16 protein-coding genes are annotated in these 16985 nt (G+C 53.7%); 5 read left to right on the forward strand and 11 right to left on the reverse strand.

Annotated elements, in window-relative coordinates; genetic code table 11:
• Window positions 1–49: 49 nt before the first annotated feature.
• From brnQ to phoB, 3 genes are all read right to left on the reverse strand, one after another.
• A complete protein-coding gene (gene brnQ, locus WHR59_RS18320; RefSeq protein ID WP_043015372.1) occupies window positions 50–1369 on the reverse strand; it encodes a branched-chain amino acid transporter carrier protein BrnQ in 1320 nt (439 codons plus the stop codon).
• A gap of 405 nt (window positions 1370–1774) precedes the next feature.
• Complete coding sequence (gene phoR / locus WHR59_RS18325) at window positions 1775–3070, reverse strand: phosphate regulon sensor histidine kinase PhoR (protein WP_087051642.1); 1296 nt, start codon at window positions 3068–3070, stop codon at window positions 1775–1777.
• Window positions 3071–3120: 50 nt separating this feature from the next.
• On the reverse strand, window positions 3121–3810 hold the full coding sequence (gene phoB / locus WHR59_RS18330) for a phosphate response regulator transcription factor PhoB (protein WP_003021496.1): 690 nt from the start codon (window positions 3808–3810) through the stop codon (window positions 3121–3123).
• Between the two features lie 190 nt (window positions 3811–4000).
• On the opposite strand from phoB, the gene sbcD reads away from it, so the two are divergent.
• From sbcD to araJ, 3 genes are all read left to right on the forward strand, one after another.
• Complete coding sequence (gene sbcD / locus WHR59_RS18335) at window positions 4001–5203, forward strand: exonuclease subunit SbcD (protein WP_075145079.1); 1203 nt, start codon at window positions 4001–4003, stop codon at window positions 5201–5203.
• The gene (sbcC, locus tag WHR59_RS18340) at window positions 5200–8343 is read left to right on the forward strand and encodes an exonuclease subunit SbcC (RefSeq protein ID WP_338843352.1); all 3144 of its coding nucleotides are present in this window, start codon (window positions 5200–5202) and stop codon (window positions 8341–8343) included. Before sbcD ends, sbcC begins: the two co-directional genes overlap by 4 nt.
• Window positions 8344–8535: 192 nt before the next feature.
• On the forward strand, window positions 8536–9708 hold the full coding sequence (gene araJ / locus WHR59_RS18345) for an MFS transporter AraJ (RefSeq protein ID WP_199994271.1): 1173 nt from the start codon (window positions 8536–8538) through the stop codon (window positions 9706–9708).
• A gap of 27 nt (window positions 9709–9735) precedes the next feature.
• Here araJ and mak read toward each other — a convergent pair whose 3' ends face one another.
• A complete protein-coding gene (mak, locus tag WHR59_RS18350; RefSeq protein WP_075145081.1) occupies window positions 9736–10644 on the reverse strand; it encodes a fructokinase in 909 nt (302 codons plus the stop codon).
• Between the two features lie 91 nt (window positions 10645–10735).
• On the opposite strand from mak, the gene rdgC reads away from it, so the two are divergent.
• The gene (gene rdgC, locus WHR59_RS18355) at window positions 10736–11647 is read left to right on the forward strand and encodes a recombination-associated protein RdgC (protein WP_032940007.1); all 912 of its coding nucleotides are present in this window, start codon (window positions 10736–10738) and stop codon (window positions 11645–11647) included.
• A 50-nt stretch (window positions 11648–11697) separates the two neighbouring features.
• Here the strand turns inward: rdgC and ppnP are convergent, their stop codons facing one another.
• The 5 genes from ppnP to WHR59_RS18380 all read right to left on the reverse strand — a co-directional run bounded on the left by ppnP (window position 11698) and on the right by WHR59_RS18380 (window position 14383).
• Window positions 11698–11982, reverse strand: a complete 285-nt coding sequence (gene ppnP, locus WHR59_RS18360) for a pyrimidine/purine nucleoside phosphorylase (RefSeq protein ID WP_038638136.1) — start codon at window positions 11980–11982, stop codon at window positions 11698–11700.
• A 71-nt stretch (window positions 11983–12053) separates the two neighbouring features.
• Complete coding sequence (locus WHR59_RS18365) at window positions 12054–12731, reverse strand: AroM family protein (protein WP_043015367.1); 678 nt, start codon at window positions 12729–12731, stop codon at window positions 12054–12056.
• 247 nt (window positions 12732–12978) lie between these two features.
• Window positions 12979–13170: a protein YaiA gene (gene yaiA, locus WHR59_RS18370; RefSeq protein WP_043015366.1), complete on the reverse strand. Its 192-nt coding sequence runs from the start codon at window positions 13168–13170 to the stop codon at window positions 12979–12981.
• 26 nt (window positions 13171–13196) lie between these two features.
• The gene (gene aroL / locus WHR59_RS18375) at window positions 13197–13742 is read right to left on the reverse strand and encodes a shikimate kinase AroL (RefSeq protein WP_338843353.1); all 546 of its coding nucleotides are present in this window, start codon (window positions 13740–13742) and stop codon (window positions 13197–13199) included.
• A gap of 185 nt (window positions 13743–13927) precedes the next feature.
• The gene (locus tag WHR59_RS18380) at window positions 13928–14383 is read right to left on the reverse strand and encodes a YaiI/YqxD family protein (protein ID WP_043015365.1); all 456 of its coding nucleotides are present in this window, start codon (window positions 14381–14383) and stop codon (window positions 13928–13930) included.
• 188 nt (window positions 14384–14571) lie between these two features.
• Here WHR59_RS18380 and proC point away from each other — a divergent pair, with 188 nt between their 5' ends.
• A complete protein-coding gene (gene proC / locus WHR59_RS18385; protein ID WP_016152005.1) occupies window positions 14572–15381 on the forward strand; it encodes a pyrroline-5-carboxylate reductase in 810 nt (269 codons plus the stop codon).
• A 17-nt stretch (window positions 15382–15398) separates the two neighbouring features.
• Here proC and adrA read toward each other — a convergent pair whose 3' ends face one another.
• Window positions 15399–16514 (reverse strand): diguanylate cyclase AdrA, encoded by a 1116-nt coding sequence (gene adrA / locus WHR59_RS18390; protein ID WP_087051647.1) that lies wholly within the window; start codon window positions 16512–16514, stop codon window positions 15399–15401.
• 91 nt (window positions 16515–16605) lie between these two features.
• Window positions 16606–16926 carry a phosphate starvation-inducible protein PsiF gene (psiF, locus tag WHR59_RS18395; RefSeq protein WP_003830956.1) on the reverse strand — a complete coding sequence of 107 codons (321 nt, stop codon included), beginning with the start codon at window positions 16924–16926 and terminating at the stop codon, window positions 16606–16608.
• Window positions 16927–16985: the final 59 nt, after the last annotated feature.

Below are 16985 nucleotides of genomic sequence, written 5' to 3' on the forward strand. Positions count from 1 at the left end.
CACGGGGCCATATTAATAGCCCCGTGGTTAAAACTTATTGTCAGTGATATTAGTGTGCGCTGGAGGTCACTTGTCGACCCGCTGCGCGATCCCAGATAACTGCCAGGATCACCATCACGACTGTTGGCATCAACCACGCCAGCCCCTGCTCCGCCAGCGGTAAACGCTGGGTCCAGGCCGGTAACACGTCGCCAATTGCAGAAGCTTTAATGCCATCAAGGATACCAAAAATCAGGCTGATAAACATCGCAGGTGCAATGACGCGGGAAGAATTATGCCACCATGAGCGGGTAAAGCTTAATACAACCAGTGCGATACATGGCGGATAGATAGCCGTCAGCACCGGAATAGAGATCTGAATCAGATGGCTCAGACCCAGGTTAGAGACCACCATCGAGAAGCCGCCGAGGATAAATACCAGCGTACGATAAGACAGTGGAACATACTGGGCAAAGAACTCTGCGCATGCGCAGGTCAGGCCAACCGCGGTGACCAGACAGGCGATGAAAATCAGCGCCGCCAGCAGGAAGCTTCCCGCGCCACCAAAGGTGTGCTGAACATACGCATGCAAAATTGCCGCGCCGTTAGCAGACTGATCGACCAGAATCGCGCTATCTGAACCCAGACGGAACAGCGCGAGATACAGCAGCGTTAAGCCCACACCCGCCATCAAACCCGCCCAAACGGTGTAACGGGTCAGCAGACGCGCTTCAGTAACGCCACGCGAGCGAGCAGCGTTAACGATAACAATACCAAATACCATCGCGCCCAGCGTATCCATGGTCAGATACCCGTTCACGAAGCCATTAGAAAACGCCGCAGTTTGATAGGCCTCCATCGCATTACTGATCGGGCCCGCTGGCCAGACAATTGCAGCGACAGACAGTACCACCAGCGCCAGAATTTTCAGCGGCGCCAGGAAATTACCAACCGTATCCAGCAGTTTACCCGGATACAGTGAAACCAGAATGACAATCGCGAAATAGATAACGCTATAGATAAACAGCGGCAACGCAGAGTCACCGGTCAGCGGTGCAATCCCGACTTCGAAAGAGACCGTCGCGGTACGTGGAGTAGCAAATAACGGCCCAACTGCCAGATAGCAAACGGTCGCCAGCAGCAGACCGGCGACTTTACCGATAGGCGTGCTCAGTCGGTCCACACCACCACCGACTTTCGCCAGCGCGACAACGGTAAGCACCGGCAAACCAACGGCGGTAATCAAAAAGCCAAAAGCCGCAGTCCAGACGTGTTCACCTGCCTGCAAACCAACCATTGGGGGGAAGATGATGTTACCTGCACCAACGAACAGTGCAAATGTCATAAATCCCAAAGCGATAATATCGCGCGATTTTAACTGATGGGTCATAAAGTCTTACTGCCTGTGGATGTGGTGTTGAAAATAATAAATTTTTGCCTTTCCCTGGGGGACAATACAGCGGCATTTTTGCTCAATTCCAGCGGGAAACACTCCCGAGCTGGCGCGGCGAAGAATAGTTTTTCGATTTACCGCGCAAATGCAGTCGGTATGACAGCACCTGGAGCGCAATTTAAACGCTTATAACGTTTTAAAGCAAGGTGGGATCCAAAAACCAGAACAATATAGCGATATGAAAAATTGGGTTAGCACAAAACACCATTTCATGGAAAAAGGTATGGGTAATAGTTCGAACAAAAAACAATCAAACGTCGTAAAATTCAGGAGTCATATATTGACCGCATGGAAAAAGCCAGCTTGTGCTGGCTTTTGGAAAGTTAATCTTACGAATGTGCTTTAACCGTTACTTTTGGCAATCAAACGTTCTGGGATCACGAAACTAAATCGCGTCCCCTGACCTGGTTCGCTTTCGATATTCAAGCGGCTGTCGTGATGATGCAGCGCATGCTTCACGATGGCCAGACCCAGCCCGCTACCGCCTGTTTGCCGCGATCGCGCTTTATCCACTCGGTAAAAACGTTCGGTCAAACGTGGAATATGCTCGGCGGCAATGCCCGGACCGTTATCTTCCACACAAAACTCCGCCCCCGACGCCACATGCTGCCAGCGTACGGTAATGTGCGTTCCCGCAGGCGTGTGGTTTACTGCGTTGTAGACGAGATTCGAGATAGCGCTACGCAACTGTTCCTCGTTACCCCGCACGTTCAGGCTGTTATCAACATCAAAGGTAAACGTATGTTTTTGCTGGCTCAGCGTCTGCGCTTCATGCTCAACTACGCGCAGCATCATGGGTACATCGACCTTCTCATTCAGTTGCAACGTCGGTGCAGCCTCAATTTTTGACAGCGTCAGCAGCTGTTTCACCAGTCCTTCCATGCGGTACGTTTGTTCACGCATGGTATGCAGCGCTTTTTCACGCGTCGTCCCTTCCAGCGGATGCTCCTGCATCATTTCCAGGTAACCCTGTAACACCGTCAGCGGCGTACGCAGCTCATGGCTGGCGTTGGCAAAAAAGTTACGTCGTGAACCTTCAAGTTGGTGCATCTGGGTAACGTCGCGCGCCACCATCAGCAGTTGCTTATCGGTGTAGGGCATCACGCGAATTTCCAGATGCCGTCCGGTATTGAGCACCAGATTGATAGGCCGGCTAAAGTCGCGCGTTTTCAGATATTGTGTGAATTCCGGATAGCGAAGCAGGTTAAGAATATTTTGCCCGCTATCGTCCGGCCAGCGCAGTCCCAGAACCTGCTGAGCCAGTCCGTTACACCAGAAGATACCGCCTTCTTCGGTGGTCAACACCACCGCGTCGGGTAGCGATTCCGCCCCGCTGCGAAAACGTTTAATCAGGTTACCCAGTTCTCGACGGCGCTTTTTGTTGCGAAGCTGCATTTGATGCAGCCCATATAACAGCGGCTCCCAACTGCCTCGCCCCGGCGGCGGCGTCATGCTTCTGTCGACCCATAGCCACCAGGACAAACGTAATAGATTCCAGAAATGCCAGATAAGCAGGCCCGTTACCGACGCCAGTAAAAACCAGGGCAGGTAACCGAAAAAAGCGCTAAGGATAAATGCCGGTATGCAGCACAGGATCAGCTCCAGTACCAACCTTTTCCATGACAATCGTTCTAGCAAACGTCTTACTCCATTTACGGCCTACTCCATCAGGCCATGATTCTTGTCAGTCAGAAGCGGGTCGAAAAACGATATCCCGTCCCGCGAACCGTCTGCACCATACGATCGTGTCCGCTGTGCTCCAGCGCTTTACGTAAGCGGCGGATATGCACATCCACTGTCCGGTCTTCCACGTAGACATTGGTTCCCCAGACATGATTGAGGAGTTGTTCACGGCTGTAGACACGCTCAGGGTGAGTCATAAAGAAGTGCAACAGTTTGAATTCGGTCGGCCCCATATCCAGCGGATCCTCGCCGGTCATCACGCGATGCGAGGTCGGATCAAGGCTTAGCCCCTGCATCTCAATAACCTCTTCCACCGCCATCGGGGAAATACGACGCAGAACCGCTTTAATACGCGCCACCAGCTCCTTGGGAGAAAACGGCTTGGTAATATAGTCATCCGCGCCGGTTTCCAGACCCCGAACGCGGTCTTCCTCTTCACCTCTCGCCGTCAGCATCATCACAGGGATGTCCCGCGTCATCGCTTCGCGCTTGAGATGTTTAATAAACTGCAGACCCGAGCCGCCGGGAAGCATCCAGTCAAGTAAGACGAGATCCGGCCAGGGTTCATTGAGTTGGTTCACAGCACTGTCATAGTCTTCGGCTTCAACGGGTTGAAATCCGTTTTGCTCGAGCACGAAGCAGACCATTTCACGAATTGGAGCTTCATCTTCTACGACCAGAATACGTCTCGCCATGATTTGCCCTGTTTATAATTAAATCGTTTGCCATCAATACAGTGCCATTATGCGTCAGTTTTATGACAGATTTATGAAAAGATAGCCCAGGTTTAACGCAGCCCGGTGAATTATGACAGCCCGGAGACAAGATATTAACGTCCTTACAGGGTTATAATCCCCGCCATTGTTTTATCGTCATGGAACTCTTATGCGTATCCTTCACACGTCTGACTGGCATCTGGGCCAAAATTTCTACAGCAAGAGCCGCGCCGCTGAACATCAGGCCTTTCTCGACTGGCTGCTGGAAACGGCGCAATCCCAGCAGGTGGATGCCATAATTGTGGCAGGCGATATTTTCGATACTGGCTCACCGCCAAGCTATGCCCGAGAGCTGTATAACCGCTTTGTCGTCAATTTGCAGCAAACCGGCTGTCATCTGGTGGTGCTGGCAGGTAACCACGACTCCGTCGCCACGCTCAATGAATCTCGCGACATTCTGGCATTTCTCAACACCACGGTCGTTGCCAGCGCCGGCCATGCGCCGCAAATTCTGCTACAACGCGACGGCACCCCGGGGGCAATCCTGTGTCCGGTTCCTTTTTTACGTCCGCGCGACATCATCACCAGCCAGGCTGGACTGACAGGACAAGAAAAACAGCAGCATTTGCTGGGCGCGATTACTGATTATTACCAGCAGCAGTATCAGGACGCCTGTACGCTGCGCGGCGATCGGAATATCCCCATCATTGCGACCGGACATTTGACCACCGTCGGCGCCAGTAAAAGTGACGCCGTACGTGACATTTATATCGGTACGCTGGACGCCTTCCCGGCACAAAACTTCCCACCAGCGGACTACATCGCGCTGGGACATATTCACCGGGCGCAGGTTATCGGCGGCACGGAACATATCCGCTACTGCGGTTCGCCGATTGCGCTCAGTTTTGACGAGTGCGGCAAAAACAAATGTGTACATCTGGTGAGCTTTGAAGCGGGGAAACTCAGCGCCGTTGAAAATCTCACCGTCCCGGTCACGCAGCAGCTTGCAGTACTGAAAGGCGATTTAGCCGCCATTACCGCCCAGCTTGACCAGTGGCGCGACATGCAGCAAGAGCCGCCGGTGTGGCTGGATATTGAAATCACCACCGACGACTATCTGCATGATATGCAGCGCAAAATCCAGGCCTTAACCGAAGATTTACCGGTAGAGGTGTTACTGGTGCGCCGCAGCCGGGAACAGCGCGAACGTATCATGGCCAATGAACGGCGTGAAACGTTAAGTGAACTGAGTGTGGCGGAAGTTTTTGACCGCCGTCTGGCGCTGGAAGAACTCGAAGAACCACAGCGTGAGCGGCTTAACCAGCTGTTTAGCGCAACCTTGCACACGCTTGCCGGGGAGGCTGAAGCATGAAAATTCTCAGCCTGCGCCTGAAAAACCTCAACTCCCTGAAGGGAGAATGGAAAGTCGATTTTACCGCCGAGCCTTTTGCCAGCAACGGGCTGTTTGCCATCACCGGACCAACGGGGGCGGGGAAAACCACCCTGCTGGACGCGATTTGCCTTGCGCTGTACCACGAAACGCCACGCCTGAATACCGTGTCACAGTCGCAAAACGACCTGATGACCCGCGACACCGCAGAGTGTCTGGCCGAGGTCGAATTTGAGGTGCGGGGCGAAGCCTACCGCGCTTTCTGGAGTCAGAACCGGGCACGCAACCAGCCTGAGGGCAACCTGCAGGTCCCGCGCGTAGAACTGGCCCGCTGCGCCGATGGTAAAATCCTCGCCGATAAAGTCAAAGACAAGCTGGAGATGACCGCCGAGCTTACCGGGCTGGATTACGGTCGTTTTACCCGTTCGATGCTGCTGTCTCAGGGGCAGTTCGCCGCATTTCTTAATGCCAAACCGAAAGAGCGCGCCGAGCTGCTGGAAGAGCTAACCGGCACTGAGATCTACGGCCAAATTTCCGCGATGGTGTTTGAAAAACACAAATCAGCGCGTACGGCGCTGGAAAAACTGCAGGCCCAGGCCAGTGGCGTTGCGTTATTAGCACCAGAGCAGGTGCAATCCCTGACAGAGAGTTTGCAGGTACTTACTGACGAAGAAAAACAATACATTACCAGCCAGCACGTCCAGCAACAGCACCTCAACTGGCTTATTCGGCAAAATGAGCTACAAACGGACATAAATCGCCACCAGCAGGCATTACAGGCTGCTCTTCAGGCGCAAGAAGACGCGCAGCCACAACTGGCGGCGCTGAGTCTGGCGCAACCGGCCAGAGCGTTACGCCCACACTGGGAGCGAATCCAGGAACAAACGGCTACTATCGCGCGCACGCGGCAGAAGATTCAGGAAGTGAATGCTCGCTTACAAAGCAGCTTAGCGCTGCGCGGGCGCATCCGTCAGCAGGCGCACACGCAATCGACCGCGATGCTCGCCGGACAACAGACGCTAACCGACTGGCTGAACGAACATGACCGCTTCCGCTTGTGGAGTAGCGAACTGGCAGGCTGGAAAGCACTGCTGGCCCAACAGTCCGATGCCAGTGCCCAGCTACGCCAGTGGCAGCAGTTGCGAGAGAACGACATGCGTAAGCTCGATGCGCTGGCGCTTCCCACGCTGACCCTTTCGCCGCAGGAGGTAACACAAGCGCTGGCGCAACATGTGCAGCGTCGTCCGTTACGTCAGCGACTGAGCAACCTGCACGGACAAATCGCCCCGAAGCAAAAGCAGCTGGCGCAGCTACGCGCCACGCTTGTACAGCGTCAGCATGAGCTGACTCAACGCAACGCGGTGCTTGCCGAAAAACGTCAACGTTATAAAGATAAAAATCAGCAGCTTGCCGATGTGAGAATCATTTGTGAGCAGGAAGCCCGTATCAAAGATCTGGAAAGCCAGCGGGCATTACTGCAATCCGGTATGCCTTGCCCGCTTTGCGGCTCCACCGCACATCCGGCAATTGAGCGCTATCAAACGCTCGAACTGAGCGTGAATCAGACGCGACGTGAGGCGCTGGAAAAAGAGGTTAAAACGCTGGCCGATGAGGGTTCAACGCTACGCGGACAGCTCGAGGCAATAAGCCAGCAGCTTCAGCGGGATGAACGCGAAGTACAGACGCTTTCTCAGGAGGAGCAAGCACTTACTCAAGAGTGGCAGACGGTCACCGCCAGCCTCAACGTGACGCTGCAACCGCAGGATGACATCGCCCCATGGCTTGCTACCCAGGAAGAGCATGAGCAGCAGCTTCACCAATTGAGCCTGCGCCATACCCTGCAGGCGCAAATCGCCGCGCATACAGAGCAAATAACTCAGCTCCAGCAGCATATTGAACAGCGTCAGGCGGCGCTAACCGCCGAGCTGGCCCGTCATGGCCTGTCCCTTCCGGCTGAGGATAACGTCGCCTCATGGCTAAGCGAACGGGCGAACGAAGCCCAAATGTGGCAACAACGCCAGAGCGAACTGAGCGCTTTACAGACCCAAATAGCCCAGCTTGCGCCGCTGCTGGAAACGCTGCCAGAAACCGAGGCACTTCCTGAAAACAATAAGGGTCTGTCGCTGGAAAACTGGCGGCAGGTGCACGACGATTGCCTCTCCTTACAGGGGCAGTGGCAAACGTTGCAACAGCAGGAGGCGCAGGACGTTCAGCGCGCCGCAGAAATTCAGGCACAGTTTGATGCCGCATTGCAGGCCAGTATTTTTCCCGAACGCGATGCCTTTATTGCCGCCCTGCTGGATGAAGAGACCTTCACCCGTCTTGAGCAGTTAAAGCAGTCACTCGAAGGCCAGCAGCAACAGGCGCAAACCCTGCTTAATCAGGCTCAGCAGGCGCTGGCGACTCATCAACAACAGTTTCCAACTGGGGTGGATCTCACACTCACGGCACAACAACTGCACGATGCGCTGGCAAAACTCACCCAGAAGCTACGGGATAACACCACTCGTCAGGGCGAAATTCGCCAGCAGTTGAAACAGGATGCTGACAGCCGCCAGCAGCAGCAGGCGCTGATGCAGGAGATGGAAAAGGTCGCGCAGCAGGTCGAAGACTGGGGATATCTGAATGCGCTGATCGGCTCGAAAGAGGGAGATAAGTTCCGCAAGTTTGCCCAGGGGCTAACGCTGGATAATCTGGTCTGGCTTGCCAACAACCAGTTGACCCGTCTGCACGGCCGCTATCTGTTGCAGCGCAAGGCCAGCGAAGCGCTGGAGCTGGAAGTGGTTGATACCTGGCAGGCCGATGCCGTGCGTGACACGCGCACGCTCTCCGGCGGCGAGAGCTTCCTCGTGAGTCTGGCGCTGGCGCTGGCGTTGTCCGATCTGGTCAGCCACAAAACGCGGATTGACTCCCTGTTCCTCGACGAAGGTTTCGGCACGCTGGACAGCGAAACGCTGGATACCGCCCTGGATGCGCTCGATGCGCTCAATGCCACCGGCAAAACGATTGGCGTCATCAGCCACGTTGAAGCGATGAAAGAGCGCATTCCGGTACAGATCAAGGTTAAAAAAATCAACGGACTGGGCTACAGCAAACTCGACAAGATGTTTGCGGTGGAGTAATCGACCAGCGGATGTGGTTTCACAGGCCGTATAAGCGCTGGCGCCCTCCGGCACTCTATGTAGCACAATATTGCATACTCAGGGACGGATATGAAATGGCATTCCACTTCGCTTATCCGCAAGCTATCGCTATTGGCGGCGAACGTTCGCCGCTATGACGCACGTCCTGCGTCTTTCTTGTTGGCAGGTGGTATGAAAAAAGTCATTTTCTCTTTAGCGCTGGGGACATTTGGTCTGGGCATGGCCGAATTTGGCATCATGGGTGTACTCACCGAGCTGGCGCGGGACGTGGGCATTTCCATCCCTGCTGCCGGCCATATGATTTCGTTTTACGCTTTTGGCGTGGTGCTGGGCGCGCCCATTATTGCGCTCTTTTCCAACCGCTTTTCGCTCAAGCATATTCTGCTGTTTCTGGTCACGCTGTGCGTGATTGGCAACGCCATCTTCACCCTCTCCTCCTCTTACTTCATGCTGGCGGTAGGCAGGCTGGTTTCCGGCTTCCCGCATGGCGCGTTTTTCGGCGTAGGCGCGATTATCCTGTCGAAGCTGGCCCGTCCGGGAAAAGTCACCGCCGCCGTCGCGGGCATGATTTCGGGGATGACCGTGGCCAATCTGGTTGGCATTCCCGTCGGCACCTGGCTGAGCCAGGAATTTAGCTGGCGTTACACGTTTCTGCTGATAGCCGTCTTTAATATTGCCGTAATAGTCTCGGTCGCTTTTTGGGTCCCCAATATCAGCGATGAGGCAAAAGGGAAACTGCGCGAACAATTTCACTTTTTGAAAAGCCCCGCCCCGTGGTTCATCTTTTCCGCCACCATGTTTGGTAACGCCGGGGTATTCGCCTGGTTCAGCTACGTCAAACCGTACATGATGTACATTTCCGGCTTCTCCGAAGCGCTGATGACCTTCATCATGATGCTGGTGGGATTAGGAATGGTGTTGGGAAACCTGCTGAGCGGTCGGCTGTCTGGCCGCTATACGCCGCTGCGCATTGCGGTAATAACCGACTTTGTGATTGTGCTGGCTCTGCTGTTGCTCTTTGCCTGTGGCGGAATCAAAGCCGCGTCGCTGACCTTCGCTTTTATTTGCTGCGCAGGCCTGTTTGCGCTGTCGGCGCCGCTGCAAATTTTACTGCTGCAAAACGCTAAAGGAGGGGAGCTGTTGGGTGCGGCTGGCGGGCAAATTGCCTTTAACCTCGGCAGCGCGATTGGCGCTTACTGCGGTGGCATGATGCTGACGCTGGGCTTTGCCTACAACTACGTGACGCTGCCGGCGGCACTGCTGTCGTTTTCTGCGATGTCGTCACTGTTGGTGTACGCTCGCCTGAAGCGCGCAGTCCCCCTGATGACACACGCTGCCGGATAGCATCTGCGCTACCCGGCTACGCGAACATTACTCCTGCGGCCACAGCCAGGCCGCACCGCGAACGCCGCTAGAGTCACCGTGTAGCGCTCTGCGTAAAGGTGTTTCGCATTCGCCGCCAAAGACAAACTGCTTAATCAACGTCGGAACATTTTGATACAGTCGGTCGACATTGCTCATTCCGCCGCCCAGCACAATGACGTCCGGATCGAGAATATTTACCACATGCGCCAGTGATTTCGCCAGACGAAGCTCATAGCGGCTCAACGCCTGCTCCGCCAGAGCATCCTGCGCATTAACGAGGCTGATAATTTCACTGCCCTTGAGCAGCTTACCGCTCAGACGCTGGTAGTCGGTGGCAAAACCGGTCCCGGAAATGAAAGTTTCAATGCAGCCTTGTTTGCCACAATAACAGGGGACTTCCTGTCGAAAACGCAGCTCATCTTCATCCATCCACGGCAGCGGATTATGCCCCCACTCCCCTGCGGTACCGTTGCCGCCCGTGTGCGCCCGACCATTCAGCGCCACGCCAGCGCCACATCCGGTGCCGATGATCACCGCAAACACGGTTTGCGCCCCTGCCGCCGCGCCATCCACCGCCTCTGAAACCGCCAGACAGTTGGCATCATTTGCCAGCCGAACTTCACGATTCAGACGCGCACTCAAGTCTTTGTCAAAAGGTTGCCCGTTAAGCCAGGTCGAGTTGGCATTCTTCACCACCCCGGTGTAAGGAGAAATTGAACCAGGAATGCCCATCCCCACGGTTCCCGTCTGCCCGGTGGCTTTTTCCGCCATCTCCACCAGCGCAGCGATGGTTTCTATCGTTTGCCGATAATCATCGCGCGGCGTGGGCAAGCGATGGCGAAAAAGCTGTTCGCCCACATCGCCAAGCGCGATAACTTCCGTTTTCGTACCGCCCAAATCGATACCTATACGCACTGTTTACTCCTCTTCCCGATTAACAATGCAAGCATAGCGACAATTCGCTATCATGCCCGCTGGATTTAACGACAAGGCCGTGGAAATTATCATGCTGTGGTTCAAAAATTTAATGGTTTACCGTCTTAGCCGCGATGTTTCTTTGCGTGCCGAAGAGATGGAAAAACAGCTGGCATCAATGACGTTCACCCCTTGCGGTAGCCAGGATATGGCAAAAATGGGCTGGGTTCCGCCGATGGGATCGCACAGCGATGCATTAACGCATACCGCCAATGGCCAAATTATTATCTGCGCCCGCAAAGAAGAAAAAATTCTGCCGTCGCCGGTTATCAAACAGGCGCTGGAAGCCAAAATATTCAAACTGGAAGCTGAGCAAGGTCGCAAACTCAAGAAGACCGAAAAAGACTCGCTGAAAGATGAAGTTCTGCACTCATTGCTGCCGCGCGCCTTTAGCCGTTTCAGTCAGACAATGATGTGGATCGACACCGTCAACGATCTGATCATGGTTGATTGCGCGAGTGCGAAGAAAGCCGAAGATACGCTGGCGCTGCTACGTAAGAGTCTCGGTTCGCTGCCGGTCGTTCCGCTGACGATGGAAAACCCTATTGAGCTGACGCTGACCGAATGGGTTCGCTCCGGCACAACGGCTCAGGGATTCCAGTTGCTTGATGAAGCCGAACTAAAAGCGATCCTTGAAGACGGTGGTGTGATCCGCGCGAAAAAGCAGGATCTGGTCTGCGATGAAATCGCCGTGCATATCGAAGCGGGCAAACTGGTCACCAAGCTGGCTCTCGACTGGCAACAGCGCATTCAGTTCGTTATGTGTGACGACGGCTCTGTTAAGCGTCTGAAGTTTAGCGACGAGCTGCGCGATCAGAACGAAGATATCGACCGCGAAGATTATGCTCAGCGTTTTGATGCCGATTTTATCCTGATGACGGGTGAACTGGCGGCGCTGATTAAAAGTCTGGTGGAAGGATTAGGCGGCGAAGCGCAACGTTAAGCTGTGTTTACCGAATGGCGGCTCAATGTCGCCATTCGTCATTTTTACGCTTACAGATAGCGGCAAAGATAGGATGTTGGCTCTGCCACCTGCAGATGAAACTCGCTGCTGCCCGGCACGTTAAACACGTCCCCCGCGGCATACACTTTCCACTCGGTTTCCCCTGGTAGCAGCACGTTCAGTGCGCCGCTGACGACCGTCATCTCTTCAGGCGCCGCGGTACCAAAGGTATATTCACCTTCAGCCATCACGCCAACACTGGCGCGGCCAGTACTGCTGCTGGTAAAACCGATCGATTTTACTTTGCCGGAAAAGTATTCATTACTTTGAAGCATACAACTGGCCCTATCTCGTGATTAAGTTAACAACCAATATAGGGGGGTGACGTTCCACCTGTCACGCAAAATTACGTCAGCAGCTCCGAAGCCAGCCGGGCAATCAGCACATTGGACAGAAGAACCGGGACATCCAGCGATTTTTGCAGTAAATCGCGATGGCGTTGATTGAACCCCAGGCAGTCCAGCATGATGACATCCGCACCTTGCTCCAGCAGTTCTTTTCCGGCATCAATCAATTGTTGTTCGCTACCGTGGATCGGATTCGCCACGGCATACACTGGTGGGGTTTGTAGCACCTGCCATTTTTGCGCCTGGGCTTTAAGCAATTCAGTGACGGGAACAATAACCCCGACCTGATGCCCATCGACAATCGAGGCCACCAGCGGTGGGATAATCCGTAACGGTTCCAGCAAAATGCTGTTGCGGGCGGTCAGGCGAGCGATTGAGGCGGTACTCATCAGCAGGATCACGTCAAAGCCCTGGTTATCCAGCACCTCCACGATACTTTGCAGCGAGCGTTCTACCTTCTGGCGTGAGACATGCGCGAGTTGGTGGTCGCTGAGCAGCGTTAATAAATGCTCGTCACCGGGCGAAACCCCGTACTCAGCCATCACATCCTCTCGCCGCATCTGTCCCAGCAGACTGTGGTGAGTGATGTGCTGTTCATCGATATATTCCGTCAGGAGCGGTAATACCTCACACATCGGCACAACGCCAATCGTGAGGATAGCCAACGACGTACTCATTTGTTGCTCCACCGTCTTCTTACTTTGCTGTGAAATCCCGGACATGTGCCGGGCGCTGACCTGCGCTACAAATGCTCAAAAGCGTAGCAGCAGATCGGCGGTGTATTGTGTAAAGATTCCAAATAATTCCAGTAATGGATTGTTATTGTTTAATTTTCAATTTTTACTGTATACGGCGAAATCTAAAAAAATGTGATGCACGCCCGTACTGGCACTTTTCAGAATCGTGCCAGGGCGGTGATTAAGATCAGGCTTTATCGGGGTCTTCGTAGCGCTTTTTGGCATCCATAGCTTCCTGCGCAGAAGGATGCTCACTGATCAACGAATTCGGTTTAGGGTGATCGGCTCGAAGCTGATACCAGGTTACCGTCTGGCCTGGCGTCCCTTTTTCAACCGTAACAATCGTCGCTTGACGTGGGTAAGGTGGTTTTGTCGGCATAGTTCTTCCTTTTCACTGGATGAACATTAAGTATAGACACCGCCCTGCAACCGTGGCGCTGCCTGCGCCAGTATCCCAAGAATGTCTTCCACCACCTGTGAAGGCGGATTGGTGGCATCAACGATATAGTGCGCAGCCTCACGATACAGAACATCGCGCTGGGCGAGCACTTCCTGCACCTCTTCAGTCAACGGCTTACCGGTTAAAGTTGGGCGCAATCCCTCTTCAGGCGTCGCCTCCAGACGATCGACCAGTACTGATACCGGTGCGCTTAAATAGATAACCACGCCGTGGCTGCGCATGTAATGACGATTAAATCCGGTAAGTATGATACCGCCGCCGGTCGCAACAACCGTTGCCGAGGCTGTGACGGCCTGCAGAGCGGTCGTCTCCTGGGCACGAAACCCTTCCCATCCTTCTCTTTCGACGATCTCCGCCACGGTCATCTGCACGTGCGATTGCAACCAGCGATCGGTATCAACAAACTGGAAATCGATAGCCTTCGCCAGCGCCATACCGGTAGTTGTCTTACCACACCCCCGGGGGCCAACAAGAAAAAGAGGTTGCGTCATTACAGAAATTCCCCAGAGAGCCGCGAACGAGCGGGATCTGATGCGGTTAAAGATATAATCATATCATCAAACTAGTACATCGCCAAAATGTAAAGAAAAAATTACAGATGGAGTGGCGATATCTATTAATCCCTACTATAACAAGAATTCACAATGAATAAAGTGTAAATAATAAATTACACACTTTATTTTCTACGCTGTACTTCTAGCCACCACTTATCAAGCTCAGCCGCAAAATGCTGCCTGTCACGCGGTGAAAGGCTGTCCGGCCCTCCGGTCTGAATACCGCTGGCGCGCAGCGTATCCATAAAATCACGCATCATCAGACGCTCACGGATCGTGGCTACGGTATAACGCTCCCCGCGCGGGTTAAGCGCCGCTGCACCTTTTTCAATCACTTCAGCCGCCAGCGGGATATCTGCCGTTATCACTAAATCACCGGCGCTACACTGGCGCACAATCTCATTGTCCGCCACGTCAAACCCGGCGGGAACGCGTAGTGTACGGATAAAACGCGAAGCAGGAACGCGCAAGCTTTGGTTTGCGACCAAAATAAGCGGCATCTGCATGCGCTCTGCAGCGCGGTACAAAATATCTTTAATCACATTCGGACACGCATCGGCGTCCACCCATATTGTCATAACCTCTCCCCACTGATGTGCAGTCGCACATTGTGTCGTGCTTTTACTTTCAGGCAAAGTGCTGTTTCTCCTTCTGCACATATTCATTCCGCGCTAAGCTTAGCTTTCCCAGGTTTACCCCAAATAATTCAAGTTACTTGAAGTAATTAGGGTATAAAACAATGAATATCATCCATAGGGAGTGACAAATGGACAAGAAAATTGGTTTTATCGGCTGCGGTAATATGGGCAAAGCAATTCTTGGCGGCATGATCGCCAGCGGCCAGGTTCTCCCGGGACAAATCTGGGTCTACACCCCCTCCCCCGATAAAGTCGCAGCATTGCACGACCAGTACGGTATTAATGCGGCGCAGTCTGCGCAAGAAGTCGCGCAAATCGCCGACATCGTTTTTGGCGCCGTAAAACCAGGCATTATGATTAAGGTGCTGAGCGAAATTACCTCCAGCCTGAACAAAGACTCCCTGGTCGTCTCGATTGCTGCTGGCGTCACCCTTGACCAGCTCGCCCGCGCGCTGGGCCATGACCGAAAAATCATTCGCGCAATGCCAAACACGCCGTCACTGGTGAACGCCGGAATGACTTCCGTCACGCCGAACGCCTTAGTCACACCGGAAGATACGGCCGACGTGCTGAATATCTTCCGCTGTTTTGGCGAAGCTGAAGTCATTGCGGAGGCAATGATTCATCCGGTCGTTGGCGTTAGCGGTTCAGCACCGGCATATGTCTTTATGTTTATCGAAGCGATGGCAGATGCCGCCGTGCAGGGCGGCATGCCTCGCGCGCAGGCTTATAAATTCGCGGCGCAAGCGGTTATGGGTTCGGCGAAGATGGTGCTGGATACGGGTAAACATCCTGGAGAACTGAAGGATATGGTGTGCTCGCCTGGCGGAACCACCATTGAAGCGGTACGCGTCCTGGAAGAACGCGGTTTCCGTTCATCAGTGATTGAAGCGATGATTAAGTGCATGGAACAGTCGGAAAAACTCAGCCGCTCCTGAGTTAACACCGCCGGACGTCAGGCCGCAGCTTCAGTGCGGTTACGTCCGGAATTCTTTGCTTTGTAGAGCGCCATATCTGCCGACTTTAACCATTCTCGGTAATGCTCGGTTTCTGAGGTCAGCGGCGCAACGCCCACGCTGATACGCAGAGCAACCTGCGGCGCGCAGGATAAACGCAGTTGGCTAAGTCGTTCGTGAACACGAGACATCGCCGCAATCGCGCTGGTTGCTGGCGTGCCGCACATAATCACCGCAAACTCATCTCCGCCAAAGCGCCCAATCACATCGCTTCCTCGTAAGGTCATCTGCAACTGGCGGGTCAGCGCGACAATCGCCTGGTCCCCAACGTCATGACCCCAAGTATCATTAATGCTCTTGAAATGGTCAATATCGATAATCAGTAACGTGGCGTCACGCTGATAGCGACGGCAATTATCAAATTCATTACGCAGCAACAGTTCCCAATGGCGGCGGTTGTACACCCCGGTCATGCCATCTCGCGTACTCATCACCTGTAAGCGGCGTTTATGTTCCGCCAGTTTGATGACCGTCTGGTAGCTGACCCAGGCAAACAGCAGCGGATAAATCACCAGCACCGGCAGCGTCAATAGCACGCTAAGTTGAGTACTGCTTAACGCGACGGAGATATCAGTTAGCTGTAACGTCACCAGGCATGAAACCACCATCAAAACGGCACCTGCGATGAAAATTCGCATCCCTCCTGCGCCCATCAGGTTGATGCAGGTAATCATCAGCAGCGCCGTGGATGGCAACAGGTTCACTCCCATAATTCCTATCCACATACCGGCGAGAATGGCATCGGCTTTTAAGTTGGTAAATTCGCTATGCAGAGGATCGTCAGCTTTGCTTGCCCACTGCCAGGCCAGGTGCGGCCAGACAAACGCCCATCCCACCAGTAACAGCCACCAGCCACCAGTAATCGGCTGAGCAACGAGTACCGACGCGATAGGGAAAAACATTCCCCCCAATCCCACCGCTCGCGGCAGCCTGATCCGTCGGGCGAATCGCAGACCGGAACGCTGGTGGTCATTCTGATGGAGCGATAAAAACGCTTCATTCGGGACGACCTTCTTTTGATAAAAGTTTTCATCATTCATCGTATTTGGGAATATTCTGAAACAAATTTCCCAAATTATAGGAAGGGGTCTGGCGGCGGAAGTATGATATTTCGGGTGAGCGATTTTACCTGCTCACCCGTAAGTGCTACGCAGATTTTTTCAGGCAAGCGCTCATAAATTTATTACGATCATCACCTTTCAGAGACTGCTCCGTCGCCTTGACGTTGCATTCACGCATTTTCTGCTGCTGCGGCGTCAGGCTCTTTTCCTCAGGCGCAGATTTACTGTTTTTCAGGCAATCACTCATATATGTCTTACGCGCGTCCCCTTTTAAGGTCTGCGCCGTTGCCTGCTGATTGCAGGTGGTCATACGTTGTTGTTGCGGGGTTAATGTCTTCTCGGCAGCACCGACGGTAGTTAAAAAAATAAGACCAAAAAGCAACGTCATTAATAATGTAATTTTCATAGCACCATCCTTTTCTGAACGACGACACACAGGTAAGTTTGGCTGCTAACGATAAAAAT

It is taken from the genome of Citrobacter europaeus, from assembly GCF_037482245.1.
Taxonomy (GTDB): domain Bacteria; phylum Pseudomonadota; class Gammaproteobacteria; order Enterobacterales; family Enterobacteriaceae; genus Citrobacter; species Citrobacter europaeus.